The sequence below is a fragment of the Arthrobacter sp. TmT3-37 genome (genome assembly GCF_054510835.1).
Genome location: NZ_JBTNDU010000014.1, coordinates 17,343 through 34,258, shown reverse-complemented (window position 1 = coordinate 34,258; position 16,916 = coordinate 17,343). Strand labels below are relative to the sequence as shown.

General features: G+C 66.1%; 13 protein-coding genes. 6 read left to right on the top strand and 7 right to left on the bottom strand.

Features of this window, described 5'->3' with window-relative positions:
• The first annotated feature begins 71 nt into the window (after positions 1-71).
• Positions 72-1,514 carry a lipase maturation factor family protein gene (locus tag ACX80U_RS15055; protein WP_459269013.1) on the top strand — a complete coding sequence of 481 codons (1,443 nt, stop codon included), beginning with the start codon at positions 72-74 and terminating at the stop codon, positions 1,512-1,514.
• On the opposite strand, the gene ACX80U_RS15050 is transcribed toward ACX80U_RS15055, so the two are convergent.
• The 5 genes from ACX80U_RS15050 to ACX80U_RS15030 all read right to left on the bottom strand — a co-directional run bounded on the left by ACX80U_RS15050 (position 1,491) and on the right by ACX80U_RS15030 (position 6,025).
• A complete protein-coding gene (locus ACX80U_RS15050; RefSeq protein WP_459269012.1) occupies positions 1,491-2,057 on the bottom strand; it encodes a 2'-5' RNA ligase family protein in 567 nt (188 codons plus the stop codon). The two genes, ACX80U_RS15055 and ACX80U_RS15050, sit on opposite strands and share 24 nt — an antisense overlap.
• Positions 2,058-2,111: 54 nt before the next feature.
• On the bottom strand, positions 2,112-3,026 hold the full coding sequence (locus ACX80U_RS15045) for an FHA domain-containing protein (protein WP_459269011.1): 915 nt from the start codon (positions 3,024-3,026) through the stop codon (positions 2,112-2,114).
• Positions 3,027-3,041: 15 nt separating this feature from the next.
• Entirely contained in the window at positions 3,042-3,290 is a 249-nt protein-coding gene (locus ACX80U_RS15040) for a hypothetical protein (protein WP_133081543.1), read from the bottom strand.
• A gap of 129 nt (positions 3,291-3,419) precedes the next feature.
• The gene (locus tag ACX80U_RS15035; protein ID WP_459269010.1) at positions 3,420-4,403 is read right to left on the bottom strand and encodes an aldo/keto reductase; all 984 of its coding nucleotides are present in this window, start codon (positions 4,401-4,403) and stop codon (positions 3,420-3,422) included.
• Positions 4,404-4,411: 8 nt separating this feature from the next.
• Positions 4,412-6,025: a cryptochrome/photolyase family protein gene (locus ACX80U_RS15030; RefSeq protein WP_459269009.1), complete on the bottom strand. Its 1,614-nt coding sequence runs from the start codon at positions 6,023-6,025 to the stop codon at positions 4,412-4,414.
• A gap of 130 nt (positions 6,026-6,155) precedes the next feature.
• Here ACX80U_RS15030 and ACX80U_RS15025 point away from each other — a divergent pair, with 130 nt between their 5' ends.
• Positions 6,156-7,643 (top strand): FAD-dependent oxidoreductase, encoded by a 1,488-nt coding sequence (locus ACX80U_RS15025; RefSeq protein ID WP_459269008.1) that lies wholly within the window; start codon positions 6,156-6,158, stop codon positions 7,641-7,643.
• 702 nt (positions 7,644-8,345) lie between these two features.
• Positions 8,346-8,819 carry a hypothetical protein gene (locus tag ACX80U_RS15020; protein ID WP_133081547.1) on the top strand — a complete coding sequence of 158 codons (474 nt, stop codon included), beginning with the start codon at positions 8,346-8,348 and terminating at the stop codon, positions 8,817-8,819.
• Positions 8,820-8,827: 8 nt separating this feature from the next.
• Here the strand turns inward: ACX80U_RS15020 and ACX80U_RS15015 are convergent, their stop codons facing one another.
• A complete protein-coding gene (locus ACX80U_RS15015) occupies positions 8,828-10,429 on the bottom strand; it encodes an esterase/lipase family protein (RefSeq protein ID WP_459269007.1) in 1,602 nt (533 codons plus the stop codon).
• A 642-nt stretch (positions 10,430-11,071) separates the two neighbouring features.
• The gene (locus tag ACX80U_RS15010) at positions 11,072-11,866 is read right to left on the bottom strand and encodes an AfsR/SARP family transcriptional regulator (RefSeq protein ID WP_459269006.1); all 795 of its coding nucleotides are present in this window, start codon (positions 11,864-11,866) and stop codon (positions 11,072-11,074) included.
• 580 nt (positions 11,867-12,446) lie between these two features.
• Here ACX80U_RS15010 and ACX80U_RS15005 point away from each other — a divergent pair.
• From ACX80U_RS15005 to ACX80U_RS14995, 3 genes are all read left to right on the top strand, one after another.
• Positions 12,447-14,312, top strand: a complete 1,866-nt coding sequence (locus tag ACX80U_RS15005) for a M12 family metallopeptidase (protein WP_459269005.1) — start codon at positions 12,447-12,449, stop codon at positions 14,310-14,312.
• A gap of 529 nt (positions 14,313-14,841) precedes the next feature.
• On the top strand, positions 14,842-15,198 hold the full coding sequence (locus ACX80U_RS15000) for a YbaY family lipoprotein (protein ID WP_459269004.1): 357 nt from the start codon (positions 14,842-14,844) through the stop codon (positions 15,196-15,198).
• 236 nt (positions 15,199-15,434) lie between these two features.
• A complete protein-coding gene (locus ACX80U_RS14995; protein WP_459269003.1) occupies positions 15,435-16,364 on the top strand; it encodes a hypothetical protein in 930 nt (309 codons plus the stop codon).
• The last annotated feature ends 552 nt before the right edge of the window (positions 16,365-16,916 follow it).

The following is a 16,916-nucleotide window of genomic DNA, read 5'->3' as shown; positions in this document are numbered from 1 at the left end:
CACGCCGGCACCTCCCACGGCGGCCCGTCGTGTCCTTGACGCCTCCTCTCCGGGAACAGGACGCTGATGGGATGGAGTGGTGGACCGACGTCCTGACCGCCGAGGACTACGAGGTGGGCCGGCAGATCGTGCAGCGCGGGGTCGCGGCGGTGTACCTCGTGGCGTTCCTGTCCGCGGTGGCGCAGTTCCCCGCGCTCCTCGGCGAGAAGGGCCTCCTGCCCGTGCCGGCGTTCCTCGACCGCGCCGGCGGACGGGCCGGCCCCTCGCTCTTCCACCGGCGCTACTCCGACCGCCTGCTGCTCGCCGTCGCCTGGGCCGGCGCCGCCGTCTCGGCCCTGCTCGTGGTCGGACTCCCGCAGGCCGGTCCGCCGTGGGTGCCCCTGGTGGCGTTCCTCGTGATCTGGTGGCTCTACACCTCGATCGTGAACGTGGGCCAGACGTTCTACGGCTTCGGGTGGGAGAGCCTCCTGCTCGAGGCAGGTTTCCTCGTCGCGTTCCTCGGATCGGACGAGGTGGCTCCGCCCTTCCTCGTGCTGCTGATGATCCGCTACCTCGTGTTCCGCCTCGAGTTCGGCGCGGGCATGATCAAGATGCGCGGCGACCGTTCGTGGCGCGACCTCACGGCGCTGTACTACCACCACGAGACCCAGCCCATGCCGAACCCGGCCAGCCGGTTCTTCCACCTCCTGCCGAAGCCGCTGCACCGCATCGAGGTGGCGGGGAACCACGTCACCCAGCTCGCGGTACCGTTCCTCCTCTTCGCCCCGCAGCCCGTCGCGGGATTCGCCGCACTCGTCATGATCCTCACGCAGGGCTGGCTCGTGGTCTCGGGCAACTTCGCCTGGCTCAACACCCTGACCATCATCCTGGCGTTCGCGGCCGTGCCCGATTCCTTCTACGCGGCGGTGATCCCCGCCGTCGATCCCGCCGGCTCCTACCAGCCGACCCCGCTCTGGTTCACGATCGTCATCGTGCTCGCCATGCTCCTGCTCGCCTATCTGAGCCGGCAGGCCCTCGCGAACCTGTTCGCCCGGCACCAGCTCATGAACGCCAGTTTCAACAGGTGGCACCTCGGCAACGCGTACGGGGCGTTCGGGAGCGTCACGAAGGTGCGCTACGAGGTGATCGTGGAGGGGACGGTCGACGAGGTGGGACCGGGGGCACGATGGCTCGAGTACGAGTTCAAGGGCAAGCCCGGGGACCCGTCACGCATGCCACGGCAGTTCGCGCCCTACCACCTGCGCCTGGACTGGATGATGTGGTTCCTCGCGCTCGGCTCGGAGCGCGGCTGGTTCACCCCGTTCCTCGTCAAGCTCCTGCAGGCGGATCCGCTGATCCTGAAGCTGCTGCGCAAGGACCCGTTCCGCGGCGCGCGACCCCGCTACGTGCGGGCACGGATCTTCCTCTACCGCTTCTCCACGCGGGCCGAGAAGCGTGCGACGGGTCTGTGGTGGATCCGCGAGCCGCAGGGCGTCCTGGTCCACCCGGCCTCACTGCGCGCCGAGGTCTCCTGAGGCCGGGCGCCACTCGACTCCCCCTCCGCCGAGCAGGAGGAGCCGCTTCTCCTGGGCATCCCAGCGACGTACGGGCCCGGTGGAGAGACGTGCCGGGGGACGGTTCCGCAGGAGGCCGAGGGCAGCGGCCAGTTGCTCGGCGGTGAGCCCGTGCGCCAGCGTGATGTGCGGCGTCCATGCGCCCGGCACCGTCGTGGGCACGGCATCGGCGACGCCGTCGAGCACGGACCACACGCGCCGGTGCAGGGCGGCCAGGGCGTCGTCCGCGACGACGTGCCGGGCGAGCACGTACTTCCGCCGGGTGGGGAAGACCAGGAGTCCCGCCGTCGTGAGTCCGAGCGCGTCCCCTTCCGCGACGGCGGCGAGGTCGTCGTCGTACCGGCCGTCGATCCGCGCGGCGGCCGCGAGCGTGATGTGCGGGCTGTTGCTCGACGACGGGTGGCGGGACTGGTTGGGCAGGTCCCCTGCCTCCAGTGCCGCCCAGTCCTCGAGCAGGAAGAGGTCCGACGCCGGGTCCAGCAGGAGTTCGACGCTATCGGCCATGCCGGTCGCTCCCCCCTGCCGGGACCGGCTGCGGATCCCGGAAGGGCACCGCGGTCAGCGCGGCGGTCGCCGGAAGTCGCCGACGCCCTCGGAGCCGTCCACTTCGGTGGCGCCCGTGCGCGGGTTGCGCTGCGGCCGCTGGTAGGCGAGCTCCCCGCCGTTCCGTCCGCCGAAGGGCCGGCCGTGGTCCGCGTACTCCTCCCGGAAGAACGCCAGCGCCCAGTCGCCGAGCCGGATGCGGGCACCCGTCCGGAGGACGGACTCCTCCCTCCCGTTGACGCTCCCCGTGATGGCGCCGTGCGGCACCAGCACGTACTCGTCGTCGTCCGTGTGGCGGATCTCGGCATGCAGGTCGTCGAGGCCGCTCAGGTTGAGCATCGCCCCGGCTCCGCTGCCGATGGTGGTGCGCTCCTCGACGAGGGCGAACTCCCGCGGCACCTGTCCGTTCCACGCGTCGGAGTTCTGCACGAAGATCAGTCGTGGCCGGCCGCCGCCGTGCTCGTAGTGCGTCGTCGTGATGGTCCGGCGGATGCGGCGGTTCACGGTCGGGACGAGCGGGAACGGAGTGGACGGCGGAAGGAGCGACGGCGCATCGCTCTTGTCGAGTGCGCGGCGGCCGACGCCGAGCAGGGGCGCAAGGGTCCCCGGGGAACCGAGCCGGATGTGCGGCGAGCGCGTCACGAGCCGCTGGGCCATGGAGGTCCGCACCGCGCCGATGCTGACCAGGAGGCCCTTCGGGCTGCTGACGGACACCGAGAGGCCGCGGGCCGCCAGCTGCTTCGCGGCAGCACGGACCTGCCCGACGCTGGGGAGGTTGGTGCCCCGGAAGGACGCCGGATCGTCGAGGAAGATCTCCACCGCGGTCCCTGCGGCCTTCACGGTGCCGCTCAGCCCTGTTTCCGGCTTGCCGTCCGCGGCCGGTTCCCCGAGCGAGAAATCGATGTCGATGTCGAGCCTGAGTGTGGCCATGTCGCTGGTGACGCGTCAGCCCGCGTAGGGATCTGATCCGCCGGCGGCGTTGTCACTCGTGGTGATGCGCAGGGTGCCGTTGAACTTCCAGGTGGCGCGGGGAGCATCCGGGCCGATGTCGCGCGGGACCTCGATGGTCATGTCCTGCAGCGTGTAGTTGATCGCAGCGCCCCTGCCGGTCAGGTAGGACCACATCTCCTCCGCGAGGTCGGTCCAGTCGCGGATGGTGTGGGATTCGCCGGCGGTCGAGGTGTTCTCAGTCATGTCGATTCCTTCGTGGGTGATTCAACAATGACAGACGTCCTCTAACCCGTCTGACTTAGGTACTGGCCACCTTAGCCGAGGCCCGCGGCTACCGGAACCCGTCCGCGGCGGACGGGTCCCGGTCGGCGGTCACCACTTCGGGTGCACGGTGGCCCGGAAGTGGCGGTCGTAGATGGCGGCGACGGCGGCGCCGATCTCCCGACCGAGGTCCGCGTGGCCGGCGGCCGCCGCATTCGCCCTGGCCTGGTCCGGGGTGCGGGCTCCGGGGATGACCGTGCTGACGCCGTCCTGCGCGATGATCCACGCCAGTGCGGCCTGGGCGGTCGTGACGCCCTCGGGGACGAGCTCCGCGAATTCACGGGCGGCCTGCAGCCCGGTCTCGTAGTCGACGCCGGAGAAGGTCTCGCCGACGTCGAAGGCGGCGCCGTTGCGGTTGTAGTTCCGGTGGTCGTTCTCGGCGAACGCGGTGTCCTTCGTGTACTTCCCGGACAGCAGGCCCGAGGCCAGGGGCACGCGTGCGATGATGCCGACGCCGGCGGACTTCGCCGCGGGCAGCACCTCGTCGAGCGGCTTGAGGCGGAAGGCGTTCAGGATGATCTGCACGCTGGCGGTGGTGCCGCGTGCGATCGCCGCGAGCGCCTCGTCGGTGCGCTCGACGCTGACGCCGTAGTTCCTGATGACGCCGTCGTCGACGAGGGTGTCGAGGGCGTCGTAGACCTCGTCGGAGCTGTACACGGCGGTGGGCGGGCAGTGCAGCTGCACCAGATCGAGGGCGTCGACGCCGAGGTTGGTGCGCGAGCGGTCGATCCACTGGCGGAAGTTGGACAGGGTGTAGTTCTCGGGGGTCTGGTCGACGCGGCGGCCCATCTTGGTGCCCACGAGGATGTCGAGGTCCGGGTTGTCGGCGAGGTAGGAGCCGATGGTCGTCTCGCTCCGCCCGTCGCCGTACACGTCGGCGGTGTCGAAGAAGGTGACGCCGGCTTCGACGGCCGCATCGAGGACGGCCACGGCGTCCTTGTCCTCCACCTCGCCCCAGTCGGCGCCGAGCTGCCAGGTGCCGAGGCCGACGACGGAGACGGGACGGCCGGTTCTTCCAAGGGTTCGTTGTTCCATGGTTCCGACTATAGGCCGGGGAGCGTCGGCGCCGCCGCCGGAACTACCGGCGTCGGGTGCTCCTCCGGTGTCCGGCGTTCCTCCAGCGGAGCGCGCGCCTGCGTCCGCGTGCGCTCCGCCGTGCGGGCGGGGCGGTCCTCGTCCACCGTCGTCGACCCCTTGCCGGGGATCCAGCGGGCGGCCTCGTGCCGCAGGTCCCTCTGCCGCTCGCTGTCCATGCGGTCGAGGAGTGCCACGACCATGTTCGACCGCGGGTTGCGGGCGAACAGGTCCCGGTAGTCCCTGATGAACTCCCAGTACAGCGCGTCCCAGCTGAACCGCCAGGGGCCGTCCCTGAAGTCGCTCATCTTCCTGATGTAGTTGCTGCCGCTCACGTAGGGCTTGGTGGTGATCATGCTGCCGGCCGCGTACTGGCTCATGGCGTAGACGTTGGGCACCATCACCCAGTCGTAGGCGTCGATGAACATCTCCATGAACCACTCGTAGACGGCGTCCGGCCTGGCGCGCATCAGCAGGGCCGCGTTGCCGAGCACCATGAGGCGCTCGATGTGGTGTGCGTAGGCCGTGTCGAGGATGCGCGTGATGACGGAGTCCACCGGCGCCAGTCCCGTGTCCCCGGTCCACCAGCCCTCGCCCAGGTCCGCGGTGAGCCGCAGGGTGTTGCCGGTCCGCATCTCGCGGCCGCGCAGGACGTACGACGCCCGGATGTATTCGCGCCAGCCGATGATCTGGCGGAGGAAGCCCTCGACGCTGGCGATGGGCGTCCCGTGCCGTTCCGCGAAGTCGAGGGCGAGCTCCACCACCTCGGCAGGGCTGAGCAGGCCGGTGTTCAGGCTCGAGCTCAGGGCCGAGTGGAAGAGGTACGTCCGGCCCTCGGCGATCGCGTCCTCGTACGGTCCGAAGAGCTCGAAGCGCTCCGTGAGGAAGGCTTCGAGGGCGTCGGACGCCTGCCGGTGGGTGACGGGCCAGTTGAAGGACTCGGCGTTGCCGGGGTTGTCCGGGAAGGCGGTCCGCACCCAGGCGATGGCGTCCTCCACCTCCGGCAGTCGTTCGAACTGCGGGAGGTCCGGCACGGTGATCCTCCTGGGGAGCTTCTTGCGGTTCTCGGCGTCGAAGCTCCACTTCCCGCCCGTCGGCGAGCCGTCGCGCTCCACCAGGATGCCCAGCCGCTTGCGCTGCCATTCGTAGAAGGTCTGCATGCGCCAGTTCGCGGAGGAGAAATAGCCGGCGATCGTGTCCCGCGGGGTGAGGAACTGCGGAGTCCCGAGCACGCGCCCCTCGACGCCGGCATCGGCCAGCGTGCGGCTGAGCCGCCCCTCGAGCCAGTCGTCGACGACGTCGTAGTAGCTCACCACCGTGGCACCGCATTCGAGGAGCAGCGCGTACAGCCGCTCCTGACTGGTGGCGTCCGCGGACGTCTCCACGTAGTGCACCGCATAGCCCGCGCCCTCGACCCGGCGGGCGAGGAGCGTCATGGCAGCACGGTGCAGGACGAGTTTCTGCTGGTGGAACCGGAGGCTGCGGAAGAGGAGGTCGTCCTCGAGGAACACGAAATGCGTGTCCGGGGACGCCTCGAGGTGCTCCTCGAACAGCTGGTGGGGCAGGACGAGCCGGACGTGCACGGAGAGTGCCTTCCTGGGAGGAGACGGTCGACGGGCGCAACCCTAGCGCGCGCCGCCGATAGGCCTTGCGATGCTTGACTGTAAGCATGCTTAGTGGTTGCGTGGGGGACATCGATTCGAAGGGACCACCATGAGATCACTCTGGCTCGACACCGCGCCGCACATCCCCTCCGACACCCTGCCGGACGGCGCCTCCTTCGACTCGGTGGTGGTGGGAGCCGGATTGACGGGCATGACGACGGCGCTCCTCCTGGCGCGTGCGGGTCACCGCGTGGCGATCCTCGAGTCCAGGACGGCAGGGGCAGTGACCACGGGGAACACCACGGCGAAGCTCTCGCTCCTGCAGGGCACCAGTATGTCGATGATCCTGAAGCACCACGACGCCGAGCTGGCACGCGCCTATGTCGTCGGGAACCGTGAGGGCCAGAGCTGGCTGCTGCGGTTCTGCGATGATCACGGCATCGGCTACGAGACGCGGGACGCCGTGAACTACGCGACCACCGATACCGGGGCACGGAAGCTGGTCTCCGAGCACGAGGCGTGCACCGAGTCAGGGCTCGCTACCGAGCTGGGCACCGCGGCCACCCTCCCCTTCCCCGTGCGGAGGACGCTGCGGCTGAAGGACCAGGCGCAGTTCCACCCACTGGAGGTCCTGGCGGGGCTGGCGTCGGAGTTCCGGCGGCACGGTGGTGCGCTGATCGAGGGCGTCCGTGTCGAAGGAGTCGCGAAGACGGGCGCCGATGGTGTCGAACTGAAGACCAGCGCGGGCGCCGTGACGGCGTCGAACGTGGTCCTCGCCACCGGCATCCCCATCCTCGACCGCGGCGGCTACTTCGCCGTGCTGCAGCCGATGCGTTCCTACTGCGTGGCGCTGACAGTGGACGACGACGTCCCGGAGGATATGTTCCTCAGCGCCGATTCGCCCACCCGCTCCCTGCGGACCGCCACCGTGGACGGCACGAAGTACCTGATCGTCGGCGGCAACGGCCACAAGGTGGGCCATAGCTCGAACACGCAGGCCAAGGTGGACGACCTCACGCGCTGGGCTCAGGAGTACTTCCCGACAGCACGGCCCGCCTACGCCTGGTCCGCCCAGGACTACACCCCTGCCGCCGCCGTCCCGTACGTCGGCAAGGTGCCCGCCGGCGGCGGGCACATCTACGCGGCGACGGGCTACAACAAGTGGGGCATGACCAACGCCGTCGCGGCATCCATGGCCCTGTCCGGTGAGATCCTGGGCGGCAACATGCCCTGGGCCGAGACCCTGTACCGGACGAAGGTCAGCCCGTCCGACGCGCTCCAGACCGTGCAGGCGAATGCCGTGGTCGGCATGGACATGGTGACGGGCTGGCTGTCCGGTCTCGCGAAGACCGGGGAGACGGCTCCTGGCGAGGGCGAGGGCCGCGTCGTCCGGGAGGGTGCGCGCCCCATCGGCATCTGCACGGTCGACGGCGTGCAGCACCGCGTCTCGGCCGTGTGCCCGCACCTGCGCGGGATCCTCAACTGGAACGGCGCGGAACGGTCCTGGGACTGCCCGCTGCACGGGTCCCGCTTCACGGCCGACGGGAAGCTGCTCGAAGGACCGTCGACGTCGGACCTCGCGGACACCCGGCGCTAGCCCCCCCCCTTCCGCGAAGTCCCGGGAAGCCTCACTTCCGGCACGCCCGGTCGCGCCGGTCGGGAGTGATGCAGTCGTATCAGAGACTGAAGCCCACGTTTGCGCGCCAGCTGCGCCGCCAGGAACTGCTGGTCAGCGCTCGATCCGCGTTCATGTGGAAGTCGCGAACGGCGTACCCGTGCGTGCTGTTCAGCGATGACCGCCGAGAAGGTGCTCACAGTCATCGCAGCCGTTGATCGCGACCGGTTCGCCCGTCGGGCTGGTCGGCCCTTCCGACAAAGGCCACGATCGACGGTGCGACCCCGATGACGGTGCGGGCCCTGCTGTCCGGGGTCAGCCTTACCTCCACCGTCATGTCGTGCTCGGCGTCGGGAATTCAGTGTGGATAACACTCCAGTAACGCCCCGCTCGCAGAATGGTGGGCAACCGAAGCACCGCCGCTGCTGATCGGTCAAGAAAGGGTCTTCTTCGTCAGGGAGAAGCCATGGCAGGAAAGCACGCTGAAAAGGTGCGTGTTCCTGGGGGACGAACGCGTCATCGCCGGTTGCTGGGTACGTCCTCAGCAGCAGGTCGGCGTCACCGTGCGTGATCAGGGAAACAATCGAGTGGGTGTCGAGCCACCTTCTTGTTCCGTTGGCGGCGGGCTCCGAAGACGTGATGCCGGCACCGAGCCGGCCAAGAAGATGAGACCAAGGAGCAACCATGAATCACTACGCATTGCTGTCCCTGATTGCCCGCATCCATCCTGCCGTCTGGGACCTGATCGATCTGCAGGGGCCACTTGTCCGGGGACGCTATTCCGCGGTAGCCCTGAACCCCCAGCCGTTACCGCCCAGGCTGCAGCCGGATGGATTCCTCATCGATGCCGGCCTCATGGCCACGGAGGCCACTCGGCTGGCGGTCGAGGCCGATGTCCGGGGGGAATCTCCAGCGCGAATTCTCAGCGAACTCGTCGATGACTGGTGCGCCACTCCATGGCCGCGCAAGTGGCCATGGCCCTGGCCCGGCCCGCGTCAGGAGGAAGGACCCCGGCCGGAACCATGGCAGATGGACACCGCACGCGTCGTGGGTGCAGTCGTCTTTGCGTCCTACGCCTCCCGCCTGGGCGAAGGGGAATTGTCCGTCGCACTCGCCGAGGGCGCGGAACGCCTGGCCGAAACGGCTCTGGGCAGCTAGATGTATCCCTATTCCCAGTGTCCGATGCCGACGCTGAGGTGCGCCTTCGGTCCCAGGACGCTTTCGGCCACAGGAGGTATGTCGACTCGTGCGACAAAACTCGGCGAAGCGGCGGTGTCGTCCGGGGCCCGACGCCACATGAGCTCTCTGTCCAACATGCCGGCCTTCGCTATCGCTCCCGCGAGGGTGGAGTTCCACTGGTAGCGCGCACTCCCGATCGTTCCGTCGGCCTGGGTGGAGACGTCGACCAGCAGGGCGTCCTGCCAGTCGGCTACTTGCTCGAGGTGGGAACCGAAGGACAGGAAGCCCCTGTCCTCCCGAAGGGAGTACACACGCAGATCCAGGGCATATCGACGCGGCTCTGCGGGGTCCTCCTTCGGCAGCAGGAAGGCTGTCACCAGCGGCACCGGGTTCAGCGGCGTATCCCGGTTCTCCTCGCTGAGAACAACCGGACAGTGGGCGGTCGCGGACTGGTAGTGCATCAGCACTGGGACTCCACGGATCGCGAGTCCCACGTCTGCCTGCCAGACTGCTCCATCCGTCAGATCCAGGTCCAGATCCGACAGGCTGATCGCAATCTTGAGGTTGCCGAAAAGGAAACGCTGAAGGTTCTGATAGCCCTCCTCCGAATTGACCAGCCCGTAGCGCCCGGAATGGGAGCGGTGGATGTAGGCCCGGTTGGAGCCTTTCACGTAGGCATTGCGGATCTGCACGAGTCCGTCGCTCTTGACGCCCACCGCGCGCGAGGACCACCCCAGGGCGACGTCGTAGTCTCCCGGGTTGGTGCCCACCAGTGACAGGTACCGCTCAGCCGGAAGCGCGCTGAAATATGGAACACGGGGGTCCCAGCCTCCGGGAGGATGAAAGTCCTCCTGCCCCTCGGGGGACAGATATTCCCTCATGCGGGGTTCCTTGAAGATATCTGAGCCGTTGGGCCCGAACGTCTCTACGAACCAGTCTCCGATCGATCCGCCGAGATCGATGTCGATCCCTCCGTGGGGGGTTCCATACGTGACGACTTTTGAGACAGGGAACGGCGGTGTCACCTTCCCGGACAGGTTCACGTGCTCCTGATGAGCAGGATCCGGGGCGAAACCTTCCCCCGCGGCGACTTCCTCGGGGCCCAACGCCTGGTTCGGCGTGTACATGAAGCGCTGGATGGCCGACCGGCACACAAGGCCCCCCATGGAATGCGCCACAAGATACACCTGGTCCGCGTCCTTCGTCTTGTCCAGGACCTTATGGATGTAGTCCGCCAGTCCTCTGGCGGCGTCTTCTATCCGGTAGGGCAATGGCGGGTGATCGAAGGTGGAGGCGCTCGGGTCGTAGAAACGGTACACCCAGATCGTCCGAGGTGGCATCGAGTCACTTCCGGCCTCGTTCAGCAGGCGTTGCTGATCACCGCGTACCTTCAGCTCGTAGCCGTAGTCCATCATCAGTCGAAGCAGGGGCGATTCGAACTGGTAGAACAGGGCATTCCCATGGGCGCCGACACGTACGTGAGTGGAACCTTCATTGAAGCCGTAGAAGGGATCGTCCACCGCTTTGTCGATTCCCCGAGTGCCACCGGCGAACCCCCGGACATAGATGATCGGCAGGAACTGAGTCATGAGGACTCCGCACCTGAACGGATATCGGGGAACGCGTGGGTTTCGTCCTGTGTCATCACATACTTCTCTTCATTGCCCAGTACCGAGATCGTGGAGCACCGGGAAGGGTCGGGCCCCTTGGTGCTGCGAGTGGAGTAGACCTCCCACCCCGTTACTACTGCGTTACAGCCACCGGGCCCGGATGACGCCGTCTCGGTCAGTGGTTCTGGACCAGGCTCATTCCCAGCTCGGCACCCATTTCCCGTGGACCGGAGATCCAGGCAGGCGTCTCTCGCCGGCGGCGTGAGCCATCGTGGCCGCCCGACCCGGCGGCCCGTAACGCCGCCGTAACGGGGGCTTTGTTGCACTAGGGCTGAGCGCCATCATCCGCTAGGAGGCTTTCGTCTCGTCGTCGTCGGCGTCGGCGGCGACTACGACAGCGGCGACGACCGGGAGTAGGTGGACACCATGGTGACAGGCCGCCATTGGCCACGATCTACTGGTGGTTCCGGAGCAGGTCCGGAGGCCCCAGCAATGGAAACCATGATCATTCGCACATGGTTCGAGGCGGGTCACACCCAGAGTTTTCGTGCACGGATAACGTACGGACGATCACCGGGAAACGAACAGCGCACTGCATGTGTCGCTGATCATGCGGAGGTCCTACAGGTGGTGGAGAAGTGGATAGCCGCTCAACAAGGGGTCACCGGCAGGAACAACTAGGTGCTTTTCACTCGCTCGGACTCGACCCTCGATGGCATCAGTAATGAGCCTGCGGAGAGCTTCGGAAGGCTTCAGCCCCATGTCCTCCTCGAGTCTTTCCCGATACCGTTCGTAGTCGCGAAGCGCAGCGGCCGGATTGCCGTGCTGCAACTCGGCAGCAACGAGGATCCGGACCGCAGCCTCATACAGCGGCTCCAACTCCAGTGCCGCCTCGGCGGCCGCCTCTGCCCTGTCACAGTAGCCCTGGTCCAGTGAATGCCCTGCAAGGATGGTGAAAGCGCGGAGCCGGTCCTGCTGCAGCCGGCTCTGTTCGAAGACAACCCAGTCCTCGTACCAGCCGGGTAGCAGGTCCGCGTCACGCAATTCGTACAGCACAGGAGCCCAGTCCTCCTCAGAAGCAACCGTGCTCAGTCTCTGCGTCTGAGTCCGAACGCGGTACAGATCCACCTCGACGCGGTCGTTCAAGGCCAACAACGCGCCGTGATTGACGAGCAGCCCGGGTACCTGACGTGAAATCAGGTGCACGCTGACCCGCAAACTCTCCAGTGCCCGGGGATCGGGGTACTCCGGCCACAGCAGGCCGACAAGATAGCTCCTGAGGCAAGGACCCTTGACCGCAAGCGCTGCAATGAGGCGCTGCTGACGTGTTGCAACGTGTACGACAACGCCGTGCCGGTAAAGCTGCCACGCCCGGAGCAGTTCGAGTTTCAATTCACCATAGTCGTCGTAGCCCATGGGAACCTGGTTTCAGTTCATCTAGCCGATGCCTCATGCAAAAGCAAGCATCCTCAGCTTGCCGAGGCATGTCAATCAACAGGCACTTTATGTTATCGAGGAACGAAAAGGTGACGCCCTCACCACAGCCGCTTCCTCCACAGAGGGTACTGGTGCGTCACCATCACTCCCACGTACCGGCGTGCAGCGTTGCGGCGCGGGACGCTATCCGATGACGGAGCTGTCGCCGTTCCTGTAGTCGTACGAGGTTCGGGAGTCCGGCTTGCCTCCGGAGCCCGTACCCGACCGCCGCCCCGATGGACGCCAGCCACCCGCCGGCGAGGCTTGAACCCGGTTGAAATGCTTCCACGACGCGCTCATGAAGCAAGCGCGCCAGACGACCCCTGGACTACTCCTACGGCCGTGCGGCCGGGCTGCCGCCACAAAGGACGACATCCGGTAATGGGTTGGTAACGCCCATTTCGCTAGCCTGCGCTGCATCACTGCAAGCGCATCCTTCTATCTGGGAGACACCATGAACGAGAACACGGGACCTGCCCCGGAGGGCGGGGGCGCGGCACGCTCTGAATGTGAGGAGTTGATGTTCAGGTCTTCCGAGGACGTCCGCACATCCTTCGTATTCGGCATCCAGGCCTTCCAGGTGAAACCGGTTCAGTACGCCGCGATCGACGGAGTCGGCTTCTTCGAGGGCGACATCCGGCTCGGAACAGTCGACGAGCTCGAGGCGTTGCGTGCCGAATTCGAAGGGATCACGACGGGACCACTTTCTATCAGCGGCCACGCCGAGGAGCCACTGGACTTCGCCGAAGGAATTGGGATCACAGGTCAGAGGTTTCGCTGGCCGAACGGCGTCGTCCCCTATGTCACGGTTCCCGAACTACGGGATCGGGTCAGTGCCGCGATCGAGCACTGGGAGGCTCCTACCTGGATTCGTTTCGTCGAGCGGACTGCGCAGAATGCCGGTTCATGGCCGAACTGGGTGTCGTTCCAAGTCCGGGACGGCTGTTGGTCCGGTGTCGGCATGCGTGGCGGCGAGCAAGTCATCTCACTGGCTGGAGGGTGCGGGTTCGGGGCTGCAGTGCACGAGATCGGTCATGCTGTCGGGTTGTGGCACGAGCAGAGCCGGGAAGACCGGGCCCGCTTCATCCGTATCCACTGGGAACGGATCGAGGCCGGCAAGGAGCACAACTTCAATCAGCACATCGCCGACGGAGACGACATCGGCCCCTACGACTTCGAGTCGATCATGCACTACGGCCCCACTGCCTTCGGCATCAGCGGTCAGGTGACGATAACGGCTGTCAACGGCGAGCCCTTCGGCCAGCGGTCAGGATTGAGCGACGGAGACATCGCCGCCGTCCACGCGATGTATCCCAAGCTCGAGCCCAGACCTTTTCCATGGGCTTACATCACGTATTCGACGGATCTGACCGGTGATGGGCGGGCGGACATCGCCGGCTTCGGTGAGTCCGCCGTCTGGGGAGCATTGAACAAGGGGGCCGGCACATTCCACTCCACGCTGAAGGTACTCGATGGGTCCTTTGCGTACACCGCCAGCGCAGGAGGATGGCGGGTGGGAAGGCACCCCCGTTTCCTGGCGGATCTGACCGGCGACAAGCGGGCGGACATCGTGGGGTTCGGTGAATCCGGCGTCCGTGTGGCGCGCAACAAGGGCGACGGAACCTTCCACCCCCCGCAGACCGTACTGAACAGTTTCGGTTACGTCGGTGGGACGTGGCGGGTCGAAAGGCACCCCCGTTTCCTGGCGGATCTGACCGGCGACGGCACGGCGGACATCATCGGATTCCATGGGGATGGCACCTGGGTGGCCCTGGGCAAGGGTGACGGCACGTTCCAGGCTCCGGTGAAGGTGGTGGACAACTTCGCCTACACGGCCGGCGGGTGGCGGGTCGAGAAGCACCCCCGCTTCCTGGCGGATCTGACCGGAGACGGGCGGGCGGACATCGTGGGGTTCGGTGATGCCGGGGTGTGGGTGTCGCTGAATAACGGCAACGGCACGTTCCAGGCTCCGGTGAAGGTGGTGGACAACTTCGCCTACACGGCCGGCGGGTGGCGGGTCGAGAAGCACCCCCGCTTCCTGGCGGATCTGACCGGGGACGGGCGGGCGGACATCGTGGGGTTCGGTGATGCCGGGGTGTGGGTGTCGCTGAACAACGGCAACGGCACGTTCCAGGCTCCGGTGAAGGTGGTGGACAACTTCGCCTACACGGCCGGCGGGTGGCGGGTCGAGAAGCACCCCCGTTTCCTGGCGGATCTGACCGGAGACGGGCGGGCGGACATCGTGGGGTTCGGTGATGCCGGGGTGTGGGTGTCGCTGAACAACGGCAACGGCACGTTCCAGCCTCCGGTGAAGGTGGTGGACAACTTCGCCTACACGGCCGGCGGGTGGCGGGTCGAGAAGCACCCCCGCTTCCTGGCCGGCTGAGGTCGAGTCGTTCTGCCGCAGAACCGCTTGATACTCCGGCCCGGACGTTTTGACAGTGCTGGGCCGGGGATATGCGCGGTCGGTGGATGAACTCGGAAGCCCATGGCTACGGGGAGCCCTCACGAGACGCAGCAGATGCCGCCTTTCCCTGGCACGAGGATCTGCGTCCGCGCCGGCAACGGGAGCGGGGGCGGGGGGCGGGGGCGGGGGCAGACTTCCTCGTTCGCACCACCGAAGGGAAATCCTTCGCCCACGGGCCCACCCAATCCAGGTGGCGTGATGCCAAGGGCTGGTTCACTTCCCCCATGGCCCTCTCCGGTGAAGGACCTTGGGTAGTAGGTGTCGTCCCTGCGCTCACCTGAACGACTGTTCAGGTGTTGGATGGTTGCGGCTGCCTCGCCGCGGAGGGGAGAGCCAGAGGTGCCAGGCCCACCCCCGGAAGGACGGCAGCCGTGGACACTGTCCAGCCGGCGTGTGCCTCGGATAAGCCTTCACAGACATCACGGCCCTGGTTCTGGAGGATGTTCCCATGTCACTGATTCCCATGTCGCTCTCCGGCACAGTTCTCTTCGACCCAGCGCGGGCAATACCATCGGGCACGGCACTCCACGTGATCGTCGAGGACACCTCCCGCGCAGATGCGGCCGCAGTGGTGGCGGCCCGCCTCTCCCTTACTGCTGAACATCCACCAGGCGTCACGAGTCTGACCTTCGTACTCTCCGTGCCCGAGGTGGACCCCACGAGCCGCTACGAAGTTCGCGTCCACGCCGACCTCGACGGAGACGGCCGCATCAGTCGGGGCGACCAGATCTCCACGGTAAGCACCCCGATCCTGACCGGAGGCCACCCCCGCAACGTGACGATTCGCCTCTCCTCCGTGCAATGACTTCGTGGTCGGCCTGAGCTTCACCTGGGAACGCATGACATATGCAGAAATCATGCACGAGCGACCTGACCGCTGAAGCGCAGTAACGGAGTGGTAACGCTCAGGATGGGGAAATAGGTAGTGGCACCATTCTGTCCGCCCGCGTCGGTCGAACGACGGGAGTGAGGCATTGGAAGGAGGCGCGGACGTTGAGCAGAACTCCGGGAGGCCCCGACAACGCGCAGCGCAGGCGCCTGATGAACACATCCGAATCGGAAAGACTACGGGCCGCGCCACGTAGGGGGGCAACTACAACCGCGAAGGGGGCAGATCTCAGCCACTCGCTGTTGCAGTGGTTTGCCATTATCGCGCCCCTGACCACCGTCGCCACTGCTTTGTCATTCTGGTTCGGCTGGACGATGACGGCGACGCGGACCGCTTATTTCGGCATCGATCAGAGCATTCTGGAGTACTCGACAGTCGATTACCTCCTGCGAAGCGCCGATGCGATAATCGTCCCAGCGATATTGATCCTGCTGGTAGGTGTTGTCTGTATCGGAGTGTACGCCGTGACGGCAAGTATGATCAGGCGGCTGACTGGTCTCGTCCCTTTGAGGATCGGCGCATGGCTACTCCTCCTGGTGGGAACCGTTGTCACATTGCTCGCAGTCTGGTCCATCTTCGAAGAACCACCCTTCGCCACTTTCTTCCTGTTCGAGCCCGCGGTCCTGGGCGGCGGAATCGGGCTTTGCGCTTACGGTTTCTGGGTGCTGCGCTGTCTGTCTGCGCTGAACAATCGAGAAACCAGGCACTTACCCGTGTGGGAGAAGCTCGGCTATGTGTCCGTAGTTCTCCTGGTGGTCGTGGCCCTCTTCTGGGCGTGCTCCTTATATGCAGGAGCGCTGGGTACCGGCCGATCCAGGGAGTACGCCCGAGATTTGTACAAGCGTCCCTCGGTCACTGTTTACAGCTCTCAGTCCCTGGCCATAGGAAGCCCCGTGAAAGAAGAGGTCATATCTTCTCCGGACGGAAAGTATCGTTTCAAATATACGGGACTGAAATTTGTCACCCTGAGTGCGGGCAAGTACTTCCTTCTGCCGGCAGGCTGGTCGAGAACGTCTGGTGTTGCGATAATCCTGGACGACGACGCCGAGAATCGAATCGAATTCAACCCGGGAGGTGGCTAGTCCGATGGAGCCACGGTCGATCGCGAAGTCGGCGGCATTATTCTTGTGCGTCGTGATTGTCGGCGCCTGCGCACCGGAACCGGAAGTCGAGGCTACCGGAACCGATGGTCCCGAGGGTGTCGTGAACCGTGTGAAGATCGGGGAGAGCAGCTGGGTGGTCGACTTCGATGATGGCGGGCCCGTCGCGGAAGCTGGGGCAGTCGAGTCCATCGAGATAAGCAATGACAGCAGTCAGGACATAGTCCCTGACGTAGGTCTGAGTGGGAACGTGTCGTTCATCTTGATCTCGGATGAATGTCTCGAGGTTCTGAAACCAGGAGAGTCCTGCATAGTGCGCGGGCAGTGGGTGGAAGAGAGCGTGCGACAGGCAAGCGTGGTTGTTACTGCGTCCACACAGGACGGGGATGCGGAACCGGTAACAAGAAGCATCTCGGTGCCGCTTGAGGCGAGCGCCGATAGTCCCTCCGACAAGACAGTCCCACCTTCGCCGTCCACAACTCTCGATCCGTCGCCTTCACCAACGCCGCCCACGACTCTCGATCCGTCGCCTTC